Here is a 17,742-nt window from a genome sequence, read left to right on the forward strand (position 1 = left end):
GCCCCCTTATCAATACAGTATTATTCAAACAAGCTCTTATCTATCCCCGGAATGATCCTCAAGGCATTCTGATAATATACCTTCTTCAATATATCATCCGGCAGTGCCATACCATACATACGCCAGAAAGCATGATATTTTTTGTGGTACGGGAAGTATTCATCTGCTGTTTCGAGCACGCGGAAATAGGTGGTATATTCTTCCGGCTGCCAGGAATCTTTACCGAAGAGGATTCTGTTCTGATACTTCTCAAAGAACTGCCTTGCCATCCTTGGCTGCCGTCCCAGTTCAGCAATCACTGCTCCAAATTCAACATACATATTCGGTATCTCGTCCATCAGCTGCGATAAATGAGCCAGGTCGCTTGCATACCAGCCGAAGTGTGCATTTATAAAGGTGGTACCCGGATGTTTCCTGAACATACGGTGTTGCTCTTCAATGATCTGCTCCCAGGGCGCGGGATCAGTGTCACTGCGTTTGCGGCCCGGATGAGTGATCAACTCCAGCCAGCGTTCGTTGTTATAATCTTCCGGTTGCCAGAATTGTTTCGGATCAGCGGCATGTATCAATACAGGTATTTTCAGCTTACCACACTGGTCCCATATGGCATCCAGGCGGGGATCATCAATAGCTACCCGCTTGCCTTTATTATCACGTACGCTGAGACCAAGGTTCTTGAATACTTTCAGACCATTTGCACCATTCTTCACATCCTCCGTCAGCTGACGCACAGCTTTCTCTGTCCATCCCTCCTCTCCTATGCCGCTGAAATCAATATTCGCAAAAATGATAAACCGGTTGGGCGCCTTACTCTTTACATTGTCTGTCTGCGCTTTCAGACGACTGCCGTTTCCACCGCTAAGGTTCACCATCACTTTCAAATTCAGGGCATCCATGTCCTGCAAGAGGTCACGCAGGTTTCCTGACGACAACCCATTCTGATGATTATGCACATCTATAAAAGGAAACTTCGCCCTGGTCAGCTTGTGTTCCGGTACCACCAGGGAGGAAGGCGGGTCGTATTTCTCAAAATCAATGGTGGGTCTTTCCTGACCATAACACATAGAACTTGTACATATTAAGGCACAGGCGACAATAGACAGTTTACGCATATGTTGTAGAGATAGTTTAATCTAAATTTATAAAAAGATCATAAGTATCAAAAGCAAGCTTTTATGAGCGGTAAACGGAAGGGAAAAATATTTTGTTTAAAGTTAAAATTATTCATTTACTTTGTTATTCAAAGTGCTTTAAATACACTTTTACGGATGAGGAACACCTGCCTGCATTCATTTGTAACCTATTAACTGTAATGCAGTTAGCCGGAACCATTTCTGTTCACCTATTGCCGATAGTTGCTCTTTCAGGGGTACTATAATGGTACCCGGACCTGATGTTATCTGCATCTTTTGTATGCTTTTAGTAACCCGGTTCATTGGATCAAGACAAGCAATAATGCTGATCGTCTGATATAGGCATTGTCTTGTCATTTTTTCTGCCCTTACACTTTGTAATACAAAGCATATAGAACAATTATTGACCTGTACTAACTATGATAAAACATGACATATGAAGACAAGTAATCAGTGGATTTTGCACTTTAAAGAAAACGCAAAAAAACAACGTATAGACTGGTCTTTGAGCCCTGATATTTCTGAGCAGGAAATTTCAGCAATATTACACTCCCTGCAGGCCTGGCAGCTGGGAGAGACATCTGACGGCAGACATTTACTGAAGGCAGTGACCAGGTATGCAAAACAGACAAATGATCTGCCTTATATTGAAGCCACCGCACTATTTATAAAGGAAGAGCAGAAACATGGCAACAACTTAGGGATTTACCTGGACAGAATAGGAAAACCAAGGATCAAAGCGGATCTCGGGGATACTCTTTTCAGAAAAGTGAGGTACTTCAATGCTAATATGGAAATATGGACACTGACAGTTACCGTTGTGGAAAGTACCGCACAAGTATTCTATCAATCCATGAAAGACGCCACCAGGTGTAAGTTACTGAAGCAGATCTGTACTGATATACTTATTGATGAAGCGCCTCATATTGAGTTTCAGACCGAGCGGCTGTCAATCATCTTCAACGGCAAGACCGCTTTGGGGAAAGCAATCGCCCATAAGGCCTATTATATTTTCTACTTCTCTACTGCGCTCGTAGTATGGATGGCGCATAAGAAGCTGTTCAAAGCAGGCGGTAATACTTTCAGGAAATATATGATCAAGATGAGATACAAGTACAACAGAATCATCAATCGCATAACAGCCAACAGCGCTGTGTTCGGAAACAGTGCTATTGCACACTGACAAGGTCTTAAATTATTTGTTTACATGCTAAAGAATATTTCCCCGCTTGAAAGAATGCTGCTGGTATCTGTGTCATTTACCATGTTGTTGCTGTTAACAAGGAGCATCTATACGAAAGAACTGGTTTACGGATTTTATATCTGGAATACCTTCCTGGCGGTGCTACCCTTGTTATTCAGCCGTTCCCTGGTCCGGCTGAACAGGTTCAATCTCAGGGCAATACTGTTATTAACATGTTGGCTGGCATTTTTCCCTAATGCGCCTTATATGATAACAGATCTTTTCCATTATGCAGAAAAACCTCCTGTTCCAAAATGGTTTGATCTGTTGCTGGTGACATCTGCAGCATGGAACGGTCTATTGCTGGGGATTGTATCACTTATGCAGACAGAACAGTTTCTGTCGAAGTACCTGAGGGACAGATGGGTGAAGATATCTGTGATCATTAGTTTTATATTATGCGGCTATGGTGTTTATATAGGCAGATATCTGCGCTTCAATAGCTGGGATGCTGTTACTGAACCGCAAAAACTTTTACATACCTTCTCTCTGCATATTTTCCGGCCGCAGGAGCATATGATGATGTGGGCGTTTACCTTTCTGTTTGGAACTATGTTTGGTATTGTTTATTTCACGTTAAAACAATTCAGATTACCCGGGGTTATCACACGTCCCGGGGTTACACCCCGCGCTACAAACACAGGCTCCTGACGGAGTCCTATTATGATTTGTTGATGACGTCTGCTATAAACACCGGGATGCCCGGGGTTACACCCTGCGCTACAAACACAGGCTCCTGACGGAGTCCTATTATGATTTGTGCTATAAACACCGGGATCCCCGGGGTTACGTCCCGCGCTACAAACACAGCATCTAACAAAGCGGGGCTATCCGGATCCAAATCAGAAATTAAGCGTTAAAAATTGCAGGGATTAGATGACACTATTGTCTGTAAAACAGTGTCATCTAATAAGCGTAAATAAGCACGTCAGGAGCATTTTTTGCGCTATACTCCGTCAGCTTGGGTTCATCCTGCTAAAAGCGTTATTAAGCTCTTCAGGACCGGCTTTTGACATCGCCTCACTGAATCCGAAAGTCAGTTCTGTTTTACCTTCTTTTAACTGGTTAAATACTGCGTCTACAAAATCACTCACCGGAGGAGCAGCATCATGCAGGCCCTTTCCACCGAGATCGGTATTGAGTGCAGGCGGTATTACTTCAATTACTTCTATACCTTTTGCTTTGAGCAGGTATTGTGATGAGCGCGTGAATGAATGGAAAAACGCCTTGGTCGCACTGTAAACAGGTACTTTGGTCAATGGTACAAAAGACAGCCCTGACGTTACATTCATGATAGCATTCAATGATTTCAGGTTACTAAAAAGCGCTGTTAAATGCACAGGAGCTTCGATGTTTGTAATTATCTCATTCTTTGCACGCTGATAAAAATCCTCATCTGTAATATTCATCCAGTTCTGGATACCCGCATTGTTCACCAGTACGTTCAGATCACTGTGATTGGCAGCAATCCAGTTATAAAGGTCTTCCCGTCCAGCTTCTGCAGATAGGTCACATACTTTGGTAATGATAGCAGGATATTTATCCGTCACTTCCTTCAGGGCAGATTCACGTCTTCCGCAGATCAACACGATATTGCCTTCCTGTAGAAATCTTTCTGCAAGCCCCAGCCCGATACCGCTGGCGCCGCCGGTAATTAAAATTTTATTTCCTGTTAGTTTCATGGATTGATCTGTTTACGATGAATAATAAGTAAAATTAAGAAGGGGCTGCATTATACCAATTACGCACATCAAACCATCAATTGCGAAATTCAAACAGCACGGTTTAATTACCAGCCTTAATCAGCTTTTTCAGGATCACTATCTGTCCCGGATGGTAATGTAAATGTTCCACAGTACCCTGCAGGTTTCTATAAGTAGATGAATGATCGGCTACGTGGAAGGTATCCATTTGAAAAAACACTACAGCAGGTAAAACAAATACTGGCAGAACTGCCACTCTCTGTGAGAAAACTGTTCCGTGTAATAGACCGCTCCGTGATGGACAGTATACATAGTGATCCCGCTGCCACACTGGCAATTACAGGCGTACAGGGAATCTCCTTCAACAACAGTGCAGATGGTCCGGAGTTAAGGGCCGGCAAAGGAGGCGCACATGGCTATTTTCCTGATTTCAAAGAGATCCGTACCGGCTTCGTTGCTATGGGCGCTGGCCTGAATAAGGGAGCCGTGTTCCCGGAAATAGGACTGGAAGACGTGGCGCCACTGATAGCAAAGTTACTTGGGCTGGAATTGAAACAGGCTGACGGAGTGTTTTATCCCGGTATGTTAATGCCCGCAAAAAAGCAAAACTGACACGCAATAACAATCAATGTAAGCGAGGAGGGGGATTTCCCCTCCTTTTTTATTATATATTATGTAGGTTGAACACTTCCTCCCCCTACAACCCGTTTTTCATTTTTTCTTCATGTTGGGCATCTAAGTTTGTATCAACAAGTAATAAATACTAACTTAAAATTGGAATTGTATGAAAACAACACTTTTTGTCGTTACTGCTTTTTTATTTTCCGGCGCTGTATTTGCTCAGAAGGCAACTGTAAAAACAAACCAATCAGCGACTATCGGGACCAATTCAGTGAACGGAACAGCGTCTGCACAGACTGTTTCCCAGGCTGATATTAAACCAGATAATGTAAAAACAGGGACTAATGGGGCTGCAAATGCATCAACCGGAATAACTACTAAAAATAGTACAGCTGTTGCTTCTGAGGGCAAAGCAAACATTTCTGCTGCAACTGAACATGCAGACGCATTAAAGAATAGTGTAAACAGCACAAGCAGTGCGACTGTTAAAAGCACGCAAAATATCAGCGCGGCTGCCGGCAGCGAAATCAAGCAGACCGCTGTGGGTACAAAAGCAACTGTAAAATCAGTAGATGCAGGTGTAAAAAATCATACGAAAGTTGCCGCTTCCTCCTCTGTTAAAGCTGTGGGAGCTGTGCACAATAACCTGAAGGCGCCCTCTATCAAACCTGCCGCTCATATCGGGGCAAACATGAAAGTGGGGCTGAGGTAATGCAATATTAAAATACTGTTGTGAATATGAACAAAGGGGCTTTATATCGCCATGTAGGAATAACCGTCATCCTGTCAATCATTTCCCTCTATAGTTGGGGTAGTAATACACTACCCCAACCTACTTACAAGGTAATACCCCCGGATGCCGTGCCACTGGACACCATTCCTGTCAAAAAGCCGGTAGAGACGGAAACAGTAGAACCAACGCAGGAGCTACCTGTGGAACCGGTCATCAAAGAAGTTCCCAGGTCTAAAAAACAGCTGAAACCTATAGCCGTTCCTCCGGCTGTGCTGCCTGTGAAAACACCGAAAATCATTAAGCCAAAGATTGTCATCAGGAAAATAAGTGTTCGTGTACCATAACACAACACTTCAATGAAAAACCATGAAACAGATATTCTTTTTACTGCCAATACTATTAGTCAGTGTTTTCTGCCAGGCGCAGACAGACAGTACATTACAAAAGGACAGTGCATCTACTGCTGAAAGATCCACACTTACTATTGGAACCAGTTATGCCAATAATGCGAACTATTACGGGCAGAAATCAGAAGAACGGATGGCCTATGTAGCGGCAGTAGCTGCTTACCGGCATCGCTCAGGCTTCTCGCTGACGGGTACAGCCTACCGTTTACTGAACGATAAGGATCATACAGTTTCCGCTTACAGTGCAGGAGCAGGCTTTTCCTTTAAACTGAGTAAGCGTTTGTCGGCAGATCTTAGTTATAATTACACTTTCTATCCTAAGCTTTCTCCTTTCCTGCAGGCTGCCAATCCCCATTCAGCGGCTATTGGTCTGACTCATAAAAGCTGGCTAACCACCACGCTGGGAGTAGATTATGCTTTTGGAAAGACCAATGACTTTTTCTCTACATTGGGGATCAGCAAACAGATCAATCTCTTTAGTCTGACTTCAAAAGATATAGTGACGCTTACCCCTTTGATAGATGTGACAGCGGGTACACAACGATTTTATACTTACTATGTAAAGGAAAAAAGTATCAGGGATAGTTTACTGGGTATCCTTCCTCCAATACTCGGTACTACTCCGGGAAGCGGGACGGGCAGTACCACCACCCAGGCAACTACCAGCTATGATCTTTTATCCTACAATCTGAAACTGCCTTTAGCTTATAACAGGGCGAGCTATATGATAGAATTTGAGTATCAGCTTTCCTTACTCGGACAAAAGTCTCAATCGGATCCGGGAAAAGCGAATTCATTTTTCACGGCGAACTTTTACTACCAGTTTTAATTGATATGAAAGTACTGATCATCGAAGATGAAAGAGGGATGGCGCTGGAAATGGAGGATTTCCTGGTAAAGGCAAGCTACCTCTGCGATCTTGCTTTTACCGCCAAACAGGCGAGACAGCTCATGGAGGAAGGGCCTTATGATTTTATACTGCTTGATCTTGGTTTACCGGACAGGGACGGATTACTGGTGTTGGAGGATGCCAAGAAGATCTGTCCCGAAGCCTCTTACATTATTCTTACCGCCCGTGGCAAACTGGAGGACCGGATAAAGGGATTGGACCTGGGAGCGGATGACTATCTGCCAAAGCCTTTTTCACTGCTGGAATTACAGTCACGCATGCAGGCGATCAGTCGCAGGAAATCAGGCTTGAAAGATAACCTGGTGGCACTGGGGGATTTCAACGTCAACTTAAACACCAGAATGGTGTTGTATGGCGATGCAGATATCGGCCTGTCGAAAAAAGAGTTTGACCTGTTAAGTTATATGCTGCTGAACAAGAACCGTCCGCTTACGCGTATGCAGCTAAGTGAGCATATCTGGGGAAGTTTTTCGGACGATGATTATGATTCCAATTATATTGATGTGCATATAAAAAATATCCGTAAAAAATTGACTGAATACGGACCGGTAGAATGGCTGCAAACCATCAGAGGGGTAGGATACAAAATAAAACTATAACCATATCGTGAAGCTGCTTACCAAACTTACGCTTACTTCTACCCTGTCCAAGATAGCAACTGTCATCCTCTTTATTATACTGTTGCCTGTTCTCATAGACAGGGTCGCTTTTCAAAGCACCAACCGCCTGTTAAAGCAGCAGGCAAAAAAGGTAATGACCAATATCCAGACCAATGGTATCGATTATTATCTGCAGGGAGATTCAACGTACGGAAGTTATACCCTGCTCAGGGAAGAATATATTTCGCTGGAACGGGCCAGACATATCTATTCACCGGATACTATTCAGACGGCACAAAGAATTATTGAGGGCGATACTGTCATGTACCGTATCCTTAACCAGGCCTTTGAATACAATGACCAGGTGTATGAGCTGGAGATTGGTAAAACGATCGCATCTATCAGTCAGTATAATAGTCCGCTGCAAAGAATTGCCTTATATGTATTGGGTATGCTAACGATATTGACGCTGCTTACGGACATTTCTTTTACCCGTATCCTTCTTAAACCACTGCAAACGATCATCCAGACTAAACTAATCAATCCTGTCTTTCCGTTTAAGGAGATCCCTCCTGCTATCCGCACCACAACAAGAGACTTCAGGTACCTGGACAACTCCCTGATCGCATTGATGAACCGGATAAAGGAAGATTTTGACAGGGAAAGGGAGTTCACCTCCAATGCATCTCATGAGCTGATGACGCCAATTGGCATCCTGCAGACCAAAATGGAGAATGTACTGCTATCCAATGATCTTGACGAAACAGCGATGGGAAAGATCATGGAAATGATGAAGACCCTTAACCGGTTGAAGAAGATCGTTCACTCGCTGCTATTAATATCCAGGATTGAAAATGACCAATATGCCAGGCAGGATAACATTCAGCCGGAGAAAATGATTGGTGAGATCATACAGGAGCTGACACACCGGCTGGAAGACAAAAATATCCGGATGGCTGTTTCCCTGCAGCAGCATATTACATTGCGCAAACTGAACCATGATCTGTTGTTCCAGTTATTCTATAATCTTATTAATAACGCTATCAGGTACAACAAACCAGACGGAAGCATTCATATCAGTGATACACTGGCTGCGGATGGTTCCTACACTATTGCTATCAGGGATACGGGAATAGGGATTGATCCTTCAGATATTGACACAATATTCAACCGTTTCAGGAAAAAGAATACGATAGATGGGGAGGGTTATGGACTGGGCCTGTCCATTGTAAAGAGTATTGCTGACTATCATGGCATCAGGGTAAAAGTGGTTTCGGAGGTGGGTACAGGCACTACTATTAATGTGGTATTCCCTTCAGTAGGCTGATTATACTGATTTTCCCATATTTATTATCTTTACCTGTAATCTCTGAAGGAATATTCATTTGTATAAACTTTGGATTTTGAACACTGAAAATACATCTGTAGAACAGTTAATCAGCTATTTCAAAAATTACTTCCCACTTAACAGCAAGGAGCGCGATGAACTATTGGTGCATTTTACAGAGCGTAAAATAAAGCGCCGTGGTTTTATCCTTCAACAAGGGGATGTATGCCGTCACTTTACATTTGTCGTTAGCGGTTGCTTTAAGATGTATGCAGTGGATAAAAACGGGAAAGAGCACAATATCCAGTTTGCTGCGGAGAATGACTGGATCACTGATCTGGCCAGCTTTTACGCTGAAAAACCAAGTCAGCTTTATATAGAAGCAATAGAGCCATCCGTCGTTTTACAGATCAAACATCCTGATCTGCTTTCTCTCTATATCAACCATCACAAATTTGACCGCAATTTCAGGATCATTATCGAACAAAAATTCATAGCACTGCAAAACAGGGTATTACAAAATATCAGCTCGACAGCTGAAGAACGATATCAATCCTTCCTGGAGCAGTATCCACATATCTCCAACCGATTACCTAACACACAGATAGCCTCCTATCTGGGAATCACCCCGGAATTCCTCAGTAAGATCCGTAAAGACCTGACGCAACGAACCTAAACCTTAAACTATATTAAGGGTATTTCTTAAGATACCTCATTGGCTGATCCTGTCTGAAGATGCCACCTTTGCATTACAAAAGGACAAACATGGGCATTCATGAAGAAAAACAGGCGGTTCAACAATTGCTGACTGCATATGCAGACACATTGAATACAGCGAATACTGCGCTGATACATCTCTTTTACACTGCGGATGGCATTTTTATGGCCGCTGGTACTAAGACAATTACCGCTCAGGATCTGTCAACCAGGAATAATGGCAGCTATCTCAAAAGGACCCGGTTTCATATCGATTTCACCGTACAGGATGTTGTATTGGATACCCGCTATGCATTTGTGCAGGCAACAGCCGTAGCCACTACCCATGATCCGGTAACAGGACAGCCATCAGCTAAACGGAGCAGGGATTTCTTTGTGCTTCGTAAAGAAGGGAAAGCATGGAAGATCTATCGTTATATGTTCAATCATATCGCAGATCATTAAGATGAAGGTATAGCCCCAGGCATATAAGCATTAAATAATTATCTAAACAAGTATACATGAAAGCAGCAGTATTATACCACCCTGGTGGGCCGGAAAACTTTTCACTGGAGCAAAGACCAACACCTGTTCCGGGGGAGGGACAGGTGCTCGTAAAAGTAAAGGCTTTTGGATTAAACAGATCGGAATTAATGACACGTAAAGGCTTGTCGCCAGGTGTTGTTTTCCCCAGAGTACTGGGTATTGAATGCGTCGGTGAAGTAGCAAATGATCCGACAGGGGAATTTAAACAAGGGCAAAAGGTAGCTGCGTTCATGGGCGAAATGGGAAGAGCATATGATGGCAGCTATGCAGAGTATGCAGTACTACCCAGATCTATTCTCACGCCTTTCGACAGTCATTTAAGCTGGGATAAGCTGGGAGCTATTCCTGAGATGTTCCAGACAGTTTATGGATCACTGCATCTGGCGCTGGGAATTCAAAAGAACGAAACCTTACTGATCAGGGGAGGCACCTCTTCCATTGGTATGCTAGCTACGCAAATGGCAAAAAAGAACGGGCTGTATGTAGTGGCCACTACCAGGAAACCGGAAAAGGAACACCTGCTCTTAGATAATGGCGTTGACGAAGTGTTTATTGATGATGGCAATCTGGCTCCCAGGATCAAAGCTTCATTTCCTGCCGGTATAGATAAAATACTTGAACTGGTGGGTACTGCGACATTAAAAGATTCACTCCAATGTGCCGCACAAGGGGGGACCGTCTGCATGACTGGTATGCTCTCAGAACAATGGTCATTCGTTGATTTTGCTCCTATGGATTACATTCCGGCGACGGTTCGCCTCACTGTGTATAGCACTGGTCAGATCAGGGTGGACAAGGAACATTTTCAGGCGTTTGTCCGTGACGTGGAAGCGGGCGACATAAAGCTGAATGTCAGCTGTACGTTCAAGCTTGATGATATTGCGGCAGCGCATAAGTTGATGGATAGCAATTTGGCTGATGGGAAGATCGTGGTTGTTACATGAAGATCCTTCTGATCATTTATCCAAAATTATTTACTTCCTGTTCTTCCAGAACAGGAAGTAAACCTGTCTGCAACCACTGATGAGGAATTATTTGCAATTATTAAGAGATCGATAACCTGCTTCTGATAACAACCTAGCCCCTCACTGAACTAATATAGCTTGAAAAAGCTCTTCCAAAAAGCTCAGTTGCTTCGTAGTTGCTAAATTCATATTCTTCATGAAGGCCATTCCTGTTTTTTAATCTTATACAGCCATACCTGACTATGGGAATCTGGTAGTTATTCTTGAACCGTTTGTCGGGAGAGCCGTTCTTATTTACTTTTGCCCATGTTCTATCGATTATCTTACTGTCTTTAGGGACAGTACCTGTTTCAACGAAACGAACATATTCATAATGAAACTCCAATTCATTCAGGCCAATAATCCCAAAATGATCACGCGAATCATACATTATGATGAACCCTGGATAAAAATAAAGATCTGCTCCATTTGCATTTTTTAACCACAATGGGGCAAACTCAGATTTTATATCCGGAATAGGCTTAATACCAATGGCCACTTCTCTTTTCATTACCAGGGTGGATGCCGCCGACCTGGCTGCTACCCTGTTCTGCGCCTCTGCATTGGTAACATCCCATATCTTCTCTGAATGGGATAGCTGTTTAAAAGCATCAGTTAATACTTCAAACTTGCCCTTCAAATCAGGATCAAACTCAACATCCATCTTCATACAACTGTTATCGATCTGTTCTTTTATCTGAGCAATGGTGTCCAGCTGAGAAGATATTGTGTGCCTGAGTTTTTGCGGTATTGAACGTTTCAATAATCCGATTATGAACACATAACTCAAAATAAGCCTGATCTTTGTTAAAGATAATGCCGTGCAGATTTTGGATAAATCATGCCCAAGCTCCATCCGTTGTCTACGGGCGGCAATAAGAGTATCTTTTATGCCTTGCATATCATTGCTTGTGACCTCATTCGGCAGCACACTGAATATATTACCACGGGGCATAGGTTCAATTGTAGCTACATGGGGAATGGTATTGCCAGGCGGTATCCCTTTCCCTGATGATATTTTTTGCCTGTTATAAATGCCTAATGCCGGTATACCCGTATTCAGAAATGTTCCATCAGCACTGAAATTTACACTCGCGCCTTTAACTCCAATGGTCGTACTGATACCTTTCCCGCTAATATTCAGGTGTACGCCGGGGATAATTTTGATTCTCTTTCTGTAGCTCCATGACATGTGATATAGATTTAAGGGGTGATGAAAGAATTCAGGTATGAGGCAAAAGTGAAACAAATGAATGGATAGACAAATAGCTGTTTTAAAAAACAGGAAAAATCCCCTCCAATCATTTTGAAGAACGTGTTTAGTTTTGACATGAATTATAGACATGTCATTAACTCAGTTCAGAATATCTATTTAAATCTCTTAACCTTAAAACCATTTCAAAATGCCAGATGTACAAGTCACATGTATCAATAAGTTAAACCGCAACAGCTCTCATGAAGGGATCACTCATTTAGGAGGGGCTAAATGGAAGTGGACAAGAACCGAGGTAATTCAATCCATTGAAGCCAAAACCAATACTTTCTACACTTATGTAAACGGTCGTAGGGCTGATGTAAGAGTAGTCCAGGGAGCGAATGGGAAATACCTCAGAACCTACGCAGACAATGTACCCAATGATAATCTGCTGGCTTTACCAGAATGTCCATAAGCCGGCGACTATGTCTTTGTAATTAAACCAGTAATCTATTGCAATTACTTTCAGTTAATATTAAATCTACCCCATATGAAAAAAATGTTGTTGATCTCAACCCTTATCCTCTTATGCTTTTCCTGCGGAAAAGATAATACCACATTAGAGCCTGGTGGCACAGACAACACTTCGGGTTCCGGAGGTTCTTCCGGCTGCGGATACCACAACGGGAAACCTTTACATCTCGGATCCAGCGGTGGCTGTTATTACATTAATAGTAGCGGCAACAGAACATATGTAACAAGGTCTGAGTGTAAATGTGGTTAATAAGGCTTCATATACTCGTCGTAAGTCTGAGCAAAGCTACGGGAGATCCGATTTCTTAATCGGATCTCCCGTTTTATATAAAGGAACACGTTGGTTATTTAGGAATTTTTTACCTTCATACAGCATAATTATTCTGTATGATGAATGACCCGGATTTCAATAAACTTGTTTATGAGATTGCCAGATTGGTTCCTAAAGGCCGTGTGACTTCTTACGGAGCGATTGCAAAAGCTTTGGGTAAAGCAAACTACTCCCGCATGGTAGGACATGCTATGGGCGCTTGTGGCCATGAAAAGCCTCCTGTACCAGCGCAGCGAGTGGTAAACAGCCAGGGACAACTGACTGGAGAACCGGCAGGCATCTCTGCCAGAAAAAAGTTACTTGAAAAGGAAGGAGTGGAAGTAAAAGGCGACAAGGTTGTAAATTTTAAGAAGTTTTTCTGGGATCCAACCGAGGAATTATAGTACCCCTCACCAATGGTCAGGGGTACTGTAAAATTTCAGGAAAAGATGTTGTTTAAATTGTTACCACCAGGCGCTGCCCGTCAGGCACATCCAGGTTCCATAGTTCAGCAATATCCTTCAGCTTCACCTGGACAGCCGCTACTTTAAGCTTACCAGTAGCCGCAAGTTGAAACATCTCCGGCATTATTTCACTAAAGAACTTCGCTACCTCTGGCTTAGACCAGGCACCCAGTCCTGAGCCTGTTAACTGCAGATCAACACTTCTCAGGTTTGCCGCTGACAACTGTATAATATCTCCCGCCATACTACCGATAGATACATACCTTACCCTGTTGGTAAATGAACCGTTACCTTTCAGACAGCCTAGTATTATTTCTGCAGTATGTCCCCATAAATAGTCAACAATGACATCAATAGGCGTCTGTGAATGGATCTCCTTCAGCTTCGCTTTAAAGCCGTCATCGTCCTGTAGAACAGAAATTATCTCATCCGCTCCAAGTGATAAAAGGTCTTCCAGTGATTGTTGATTTCTACCCGTTGCGATCACCTTTTTCGCGCCGTAATGCTTGGCTATCTGAACAGCAACACGACCTGTGAAGCCTGTCGCACCATTGATCAATACCACATCTCCCGGCTGGAGATCTCCTTTAAATCTAAGTCCCATAGCAGCACCGATAACCGCATTGGGCAGTGCAGCTGCAGTAATATCATCCAGGGTTTCCGGAACCTTCACTATACGATCTTTATGGATAATTGCCTTTTCTGCCAGCATACCACTGATACCCATACCATACACCCTGGTACCATCTTCTAACAGGCAAATACCGTCTCCTCCAATTACCCGGCCATCTTGTTTTGGGACATCGCTGGAATAGTGCCTGCCTGAGGCATTAGCTTTGTCAAAGTGCTTAATCGCTACTGCTTTTACAGTGACTAATAGTTCATTATCATGCTGAGTGGTTGGCTCAGGAAAATCCACGTATTGAGGGAATTCTCCTGTCTGATACATGACTGCTGCTTTCATTTTTTTCCTTTTTTGTTGAGACAAAATTAGAATGGGCAGCATTGCCGGACGATAACATATGTTATTAAGTTCAGGGGATGCTCTGCTTTTTTAAAAATGTGCTTTACCCTTTGCAATTTTACTCTTAATACGACTCAGATGCACAGTTGTCACCCCCAGATAAGAAGCAATATAATGCTGAGGTACCCGCTGCACGATATGCGGACGTTCCCTCAACAGGTTTTGATAACGCTGCTCAGGAGTATCACGAATAAAGGAGATGAATTCATTAATGTAGTGCGTCTGCCGCTGGGCAAACATCTGTAACATCATCTGCGCAAAGTTCTGCTCATGCATTAATTCCTCTATCATTTGTGTGACATATTGCTTAGGCAGCAGGTAAATGACAGACGGCTCAATTGTTTCGATAGCACACTGACTTGGAATATTATTAACGAAGCTATCAAACGAGGTTAACCCCTCATTTTCGAAAAAAAACTGTACGGTTTTCTCTTCACCATTGTTGTTAAAGAATGTACGCACACAGCCTTTTTCTATGAAAATGTAGTTCTGGGAAATCTTTCCTTCCTCCAGCAAAATCGTCTTTGTTGGAACTTCCAAACGAGTCTGGAATGGAAGGTATTTATCCCAGAAGACGTTTAGCTGAGGAAATTTATCTCTGAAATGAAGAAACATGGTCTTATTAATTGCAAGATAAGTTACGGGCATCAAAAGCTACTATTTTTTTCCCGATAGCGTAAAAACTCTTCCCGATTGTTAAAACAAATAAAAGCATAATACCCCAATTTCGCAGCCCAAATCAACGCTATATGAAATCATTTCTACTGCTGCTTTTGACGCTTGTGATGCTTTGTCCCTGCGTCCTTTCTGCACATGATAACGAGTCGGATGGAAACGGAATTATCAGAGGCACGGTTACCACTACTGATGGTAAACCAGCTGACCAGGTTACAGTGAGACTCAAGAACACAAAGAAAACTACTGTTACAGATGAAAATGGCGTTTTCATCCTGAATAACGTGAAGCCGGGAATATATACGCTGCAGATTACCCTGTTGGGCTACGATTCTAAAGAAGAACCAGTAACTGTAACTGCAGATAATACTGTTCAGATAGCCATTTCATTATCACTGTCAGATATACAGCTGCAGGAAGTCGTTGTGAATACAGGCCGTAGCAAGTTCGCCAAAAAGGAATCTGAGTATGTGGCGCGTCTGCCACTGAAGAACCTGGAGAATCCACAGGTATATAATGTAGTTTCAAAGGAGCTGATGCAGGAACAGGTGGTTGTAAATTTTGACGATGCGTTAAAAAACACACCAGGTGTAAACAGGCTCTGGTCATCTACCGGCCGTCCTAATGATGGTGCAGGCTATTTTTCCATGCGAGGTTTTAGTGTACAACCTACGATGATCAATGGCATTCCCGGCCTGACTAACGGAGGTATAGACCCTGCTAATGTAGAGAGGATCGAGTCTATTAAGGGGCCATCAGGTACTTTATTTGGCAGTAGTTTTATCTCTTTTGGCGGATTATTGAATATTGTGACGAAGAAACCATACGATCACTTTGGCGGAGAAGTAAGTTATACTGCAGGAGGATTTGGATTGAGCCGCTTTACCGCTGATGTAAATACTCCATTGAATGCCGATAAAACTGCCTTATTACGTGTAAACGCTGCTTATCACAGTGAAGGCAGTTTTCAGGATGCAGGGTTCAAAAAGAGTTTCTTTTTAGCCCCCAGTCTTTCTGTCAAAGCGAATGACAGGCTATCTTTCCTGATCAATGCAGAGTTTTATACAGCTCAGAGCACTAATGCACTCATGGTATTCATGAACAGGAGCCGTCCGTTAATTGCACACACTCCTGCTGAATTAAATATGGACTTTGACAGGTCTTACACCAGCAATGATATTACTTACAAAACACCTACCATCAATCTATACGGACAGGCCACTTACAAAATATCTGATCAATGGATATCCCAGACCAACCTGTCAAGAAGTGTGCGTAAGAGCGACGGCAACTATTCCTATGTGATGTTCCTGGATGGAAGTCCTACCGGTGCGATTGCGGCTAATGACTCATTGATCAGCCGTTTTGTGTACTACCAGAACTCTACCACTACTACCACAGACATTCAACAAAATTTCATAGGAGATTTCAGGATTGGCAATATGCGCAACAGACTGGTATTTGGTCTTGATTTCGCGGATGTAAGTGCAGTAAATGATAACAGCGCATATGCACTATTCGACTATGTAAACGTTACCCGTAACAATGACCCACGCTATGCCATGCTTACCAAAGCAGCAGTAGATGCTAAACTGGCCGCCCTTGGCGGAACAAAAGATGGTAACAGCAACCAGGTTTATAGTGCTTATGTTTCAGATGTATTGAACTTAACAGACGCGTTAAGTGTGATGGCGAGCGTACGTATTGATCGTTTCGAAAGCAAAGGAAGTAAAAACTATGCTACAGGCGTGACCAGCGGTAAATATGGACAGACGGCAGTGTCTCCGAAATTCGGGCTTGTATACCAGATCGTAAAAGACCAGGTAAGTGTGTTTGGCAACTATATGAATGGTTTCCGTAACGTCGCTCCGGGTACAAAAGTACTGGACGACTACACTAATATTTTCAAACCACAACAGGCTAACCAATGGGAAGGTGGTGTAAAACTTGAAATGTTCAACCATAAGCTGACTGCTACTGCCAGCTACTACGACCTGCTTGTAAAGAATATCACACGTGGGGAAACGGTGGTACGCGATGGACAAAGCTATAATGTCACTGTCCAGGATGGCACGCAGAAAAGTAAGGGTATTGAACTGGATGTGATTGCCAATCCTCTGCCAGGATTGAACATCGTAGCAGGATATAGCTATAATGACAGCAAGGCTGTACAGGCTATTGACCCTTTAAAAGGCAGAAGACCAACCTCCGCAGGCCCGGCCAACCTGGCAAATGCGTGGATCAGCTATACCTTTACAAAGGGTACTGTCAAAGGATTAGGTATCGGATTCGGTGGCAACTATGCAAGCGATAATGTTATCACCAATGATGCAAGAACCGGCTTATTTACATTGCCTTCTTACACTGTACTGAATGCTTCTGTATTCTATAGTGCCAGTAAATACCGTATCGGCCTGAAAGTGGATAACCTCGCGGACAAAGAATATTTCGGCGGATGGACCACACTGGAAAAGCAAATGCCAAGACGCCTGTCAGCTAATTTTGTTTTCAAGTTCTAGTACATCCCGGATGGCATTGGGTTAAACCCTGATTTAGCCGCAGGCATAATGCCTGCGGCTTTTTATTTGTCAGCCACTGCAATAATCTTTTGGGGATCA

The 17,742-nt window shown here is 43.1% G+C and carries 20 protein-coding genes; 15 read left to right on the forward strand and 5 right to left on the reverse strand.

Annotated features, from left to right (window positions below):
• Window positions 1–20: 20 nt before the first annotated feature.
• Window positions 21–1,112 (reverse strand): amidohydrolase family protein, encoded by a 1,092-nt coding sequence (locus tag F3I09_RS10075; protein ID WP_149694905.1) that lies wholly within the window; start codon window positions 1,110–1,112, stop codon window positions 21–23.
• Window positions 1,113–1,569: 457 nt separating this feature from the next.
• On the opposite strand from F3I09_RS10075, the gene F3I09_RS10080 reads away from it, so the two are divergent.
• Together F3I09_RS10080 and F3I09_RS10085 are read left to right on the forward strand one after the other, a co-directional pair.
• Entirely contained in the window at window positions 1,570–2,316 is a 747-nt protein-coding gene (locus tag F3I09_RS10080) for a ferritin-like domain-containing protein (RefSeq protein WP_149694906.1), read from the forward strand.
• A 24-nt stretch (window positions 2,317–2,340) separates the two neighbouring features.
• Entirely contained in the window at window positions 2,341–3,027 is a 687-nt protein-coding gene (locus tag F3I09_RS10085; RefSeq protein WP_149694907.1) for a DUF1361 domain-containing protein, read from the forward strand.
• A gap of 305 nt (window positions 3,028–3,332) precedes the next feature.
• Here the strand turns inward: F3I09_RS10085 and F3I09_RS10090 are convergent, their stop codons facing one another.
• Window positions 3,333–4,058, reverse strand: a complete 726-nt coding sequence (locus F3I09_RS10090; RefSeq protein WP_149694908.1) for an SDR family oxidoreductase — start codon at window positions 4,056–4,058, stop codon at window positions 3,333–3,335.
• Window positions 4,059–4,256: 198 nt separating this feature from the next.
• Here F3I09_RS10090 and F3I09_RS10095 point away from each other — a divergent pair, with 198 nt between their 5' ends.
• From F3I09_RS10095 to F3I09_RS10135, 9 genes are all read left to right on the forward strand, one after another.
• Window positions 4,257–4,691, forward strand: a complete 435-nt coding sequence (locus F3I09_RS10095) for a hypothetical protein (protein ID WP_149694909.1) — start codon at window positions 4,257–4,259, stop codon at window positions 4,689–4,691.
• Between the two features lie 172 nt (window positions 4,692–4,863).
• Window positions 4,864–5,412 carry a hypothetical protein gene (locus tag F3I09_RS10100; protein ID WP_149694910.1) on the forward strand — a complete coding sequence of 183 codons (549 nt, stop codon included), beginning with the start codon at window positions 4,864–4,866 and terminating at the stop codon, window positions 5,410–5,412.
• Between the two features lie 26 nt (window positions 5,413–5,438).
• Window positions 5,439–5,777: a hypothetical protein gene (locus tag F3I09_RS10105; protein WP_149694911.1), complete on the forward strand. Its 339-nt coding sequence runs from the start codon at window positions 5,439–5,441 to the stop codon at window positions 5,775–5,777.
• A 22-nt stretch (window positions 5,778–5,799) separates the two neighbouring features.
• Window positions 5,800–6,669 carry an outer membrane protein gene (locus tag F3I09_RS10110; RefSeq protein WP_149694912.1) on the forward strand — a complete coding sequence of 290 codons (870 nt, stop codon included), beginning with the start codon at window positions 5,800–5,802 and terminating at the stop codon, window positions 6,667–6,669.
• A gap of 5 nt (window positions 6,670–6,674) precedes the next feature.
• Window positions 6,675–7,349 (forward strand): response regulator transcription factor, encoded by a 675-nt coding sequence (locus tag F3I09_RS10115; protein ID WP_149694913.1) that lies wholly within the window; start codon window positions 6,675–6,677, stop codon window positions 7,347–7,349.
• A gap of 7 nt (window positions 7,350–7,356) precedes the next feature.
• Complete coding sequence (locus F3I09_RS10120) at window positions 7,357–8,676, forward strand: cell wall metabolism sensor histidine kinase WalK (RefSeq protein WP_149694914.1); 1,320 nt, start codon at window positions 7,357–7,359, stop codon at window positions 8,674–8,676.
• Window positions 8,677–8,752: 76 nt separating this feature from the next.
• Entirely contained in the window at window positions 8,753–9,352 is a 600-nt protein-coding gene (locus tag F3I09_RS10125; RefSeq protein WP_149694915.1) for a Crp/Fnr family transcriptional regulator, read from the forward strand.
• Window positions 9,353–9,441: 89 nt separating this feature from the next.
• A complete protein-coding gene (locus F3I09_RS10130; RefSeq protein WP_188133755.1) occupies window positions 9,442–9,837 on the forward strand; it encodes a nuclear transport factor 2 family protein in 396 nt (131 codons plus the stop codon).
• Between the two features lie 56 nt (window positions 9,838–9,893).
• Window positions 9,894–10,862, forward strand: coding sequence for a zinc-binding alcohol dehydrogenase family protein (locus F3I09_RS10135; RefSeq protein ID WP_149694917.1), 969 nt, complete (start codon window positions 9,894–9,896; stop codon window positions 10,860–10,862).
• Window positions 10,863–10,995: 133 nt separating this feature from the next.
• Here F3I09_RS10135 and F3I09_RS10140 read toward each other — a convergent pair whose 3' ends face one another.
• Window positions 10,996–12,267, reverse strand: coding sequence for a DUF4236 domain-containing protein (locus F3I09_RS10140; RefSeq protein WP_223233192.1), 1,272 nt, complete (start codon window positions 12,265–12,267; stop codon window positions 10,996–10,998).
• Window positions 12,268–12,325: 58 nt separating this feature from the next.
• On the opposite strand from F3I09_RS10140, the gene F3I09_RS10145 reads away from it, so the two are divergent.
• From F3I09_RS10145 to F3I09_RS10155, 3 genes are all read left to right on the forward strand, one after another.
• Window positions 12,326–12,592, forward strand: coding sequence for a DUF3892 domain-containing protein (locus F3I09_RS10145; RefSeq protein ID WP_149694918.1), 267 nt, complete (start codon window positions 12,326–12,328; stop codon window positions 12,590–12,592).
• Between the two features lie 75 nt (window positions 12,593–12,667).
• Window positions 12,668–12,901 (forward strand): hypothetical protein, encoded by a 234-nt coding sequence (locus F3I09_RS10150; RefSeq protein ID WP_149694919.1) that lies wholly within the window; start codon window positions 12,668–12,670, stop codon window positions 12,899–12,901.
• A gap of 137 nt (window positions 12,902–13,038) precedes the next feature.
• The gene (locus tag F3I09_RS10155) at window positions 13,039–13,365 is read left to right on the forward strand and encodes an MGMT family protein (protein ID WP_223233193.1); all 327 of its coding nucleotides are present in this window, start codon (window positions 13,039–13,041) and stop codon (window positions 13,363–13,365) included.
• A 52-nt stretch (window positions 13,366–13,417) separates the two neighbouring features.
• Here the strand turns inward: F3I09_RS10155 and F3I09_RS10160 are convergent, their stop codons facing one another.
• Entirely contained in the window at window positions 13,418–14,389 is a 972-nt protein-coding gene (locus F3I09_RS10160) for a zinc-binding alcohol dehydrogenase family protein (RefSeq protein ID WP_149694920.1), read from the reverse strand.
• A 90-nt stretch (window positions 14,390–14,479) separates the two neighbouring features.
• Window positions 14,480–15,097, reverse strand: coding sequence for a Crp/Fnr family transcriptional regulator (locus tag F3I09_RS10165; protein ID WP_223233194.1), 618 nt, complete (start codon window positions 15,095–15,097; stop codon window positions 14,480–14,482).
• A 101-nt stretch (window positions 15,098–15,198) separates the two neighbouring features.
• Between F3I09_RS10165 and F3I09_RS10170 the strand changes: the two genes are divergently transcribed.
• Window positions 15,199–17,643, forward strand: a complete 2,445-nt coding sequence (locus tag F3I09_RS10170) for a TonB-dependent receptor (RefSeq protein WP_149694921.1) — start codon at window positions 15,199–15,201, stop codon at window positions 17,641–17,643.
• Window positions 17,644–17,742 lie beyond the last annotated feature (99 nt).

The organism is Chitinophaga sp. CF418, assembly GCF_900142925.1.
Classification (GTDB): Bacteria; Bacteroidota; Bacteroidia; order Chitinophagales; family Chitinophagaceae; genus Chitinophaga.

Bases quoted from the DNA above. Each gene is read 5' to 3' on its own strand.
- F3I09_RS10075 (WP_149694905.1), bottom strand. From the start codon at position 1,112: ATGCGTAAACTGTCTATTGTCGCCTGTGCCTTAATATGTACAAGTTCT.
- F3I09_RS10080 (WP_149694906.1), top strand. From the start codon at position 1,570: ATGAAGACAAGTAATCAGTGGATTTTGCACTTTAAAGAAAACGCAAAA.
- F3I09_RS10085 (WP_149694907.1), top strand. From the start codon at position 2,341: ATGCTAAAGAATATTTCCCCGCTTGAAAGAATGCTGCTGGTATCTGTG.
- F3I09_RS10090 (WP_149694908.1), bottom strand. From the start codon at position 4,058: ATGAAACTAACAGGAAATAAAATTTTAATTACCGGCGGCGCCAGCGGT.
- F3I09_RS10095 (WP_149694909.1), top strand. From the start codon at position 4,257: ATGAATGATCGGCTACGTGGAAGGTATCCATTTGAAAAAACACTACAG.
- F3I09_RS10100 (WP_149694910.1), top strand. From the start codon at position 4,864: ATGAAAACAACACTTTTTGTCGTTACTGCTTTTTTATTTTCCGGCGCT.
- F3I09_RS10105 (WP_149694911.1), top strand. From the start codon at position 5,439: ATGAACAAAGGGGCTTTATATCGCCATGTAGGAATAACCGTCATCCTG.
- F3I09_RS10110 (WP_149694912.1), top strand. From the start codon at position 5,800: ATGAAACAGATATTCTTTTTACTGCCAATACTATTAGTCAGTGTTTTC.
- F3I09_RS10115 (WP_149694913.1), top strand. From the start codon at position 6,675: ATGAAAGTACTGATCATCGAAGATGAAAGAGGGATGGCGCTGGAAATG.
- F3I09_RS10130 (WP_188133755.1), top strand. From the start codon at position 9,442: ATGGGCATTCATGAAGAAAAACAGGCGGTTCAACAATTGCTGACTGCA.
- F3I09_RS10135 (WP_149694917.1), top strand. From the start codon at position 9,894: ATGAAAGCAGCAGTATTATACCACCCTGGTGGGCCGGAAAACTTTTCA.
- F3I09_RS10140 (WP_223233192.1), bottom strand. From the start codon at position 12,267: ATGTCTATAATTCATGTCAAAACTAAACACGTTCTTCAAAATGATTGG.
- F3I09_RS10145 (WP_149694918.1), top strand. From the start codon at position 12,326: ATGCCAGATGTACAAGTCACATGTATCAATAAGTTAAACCGCAACAGC.
- F3I09_RS10150 (WP_149694919.1), top strand. From the start codon at position 12,668: ATGAAAAAAATGTTGTTGATCTCAACCCTTATCCTCTTATGCTTTTCC.
- F3I09_RS10155 (WP_223233193.1), top strand. From the start codon at position 13,039: ATGATGAATGACCCGGATTTCAATAAACTTGTTTATGAGATTGCCAGA.
- F3I09_RS10160 (WP_149694920.1), bottom strand. From the start codon at position 14,389: ATGAAAGCAGCAGTCATGTATCAGACAGGAGAATTCCCTCAATACGTG.
- F3I09_RS10165 (WP_223233194.1), bottom strand. From the start codon at position 15,097: ATGCCCGTAACTTATCTTGCAATTAATAAGACCATGTTTCTTCATTTC.
- F3I09_RS10170 (WP_149694921.1), top strand. From the start codon at position 15,199: ATGAAATCATTTCTACTGCTGCTTTTGACGCTTGTGATGCTTTGTCCC.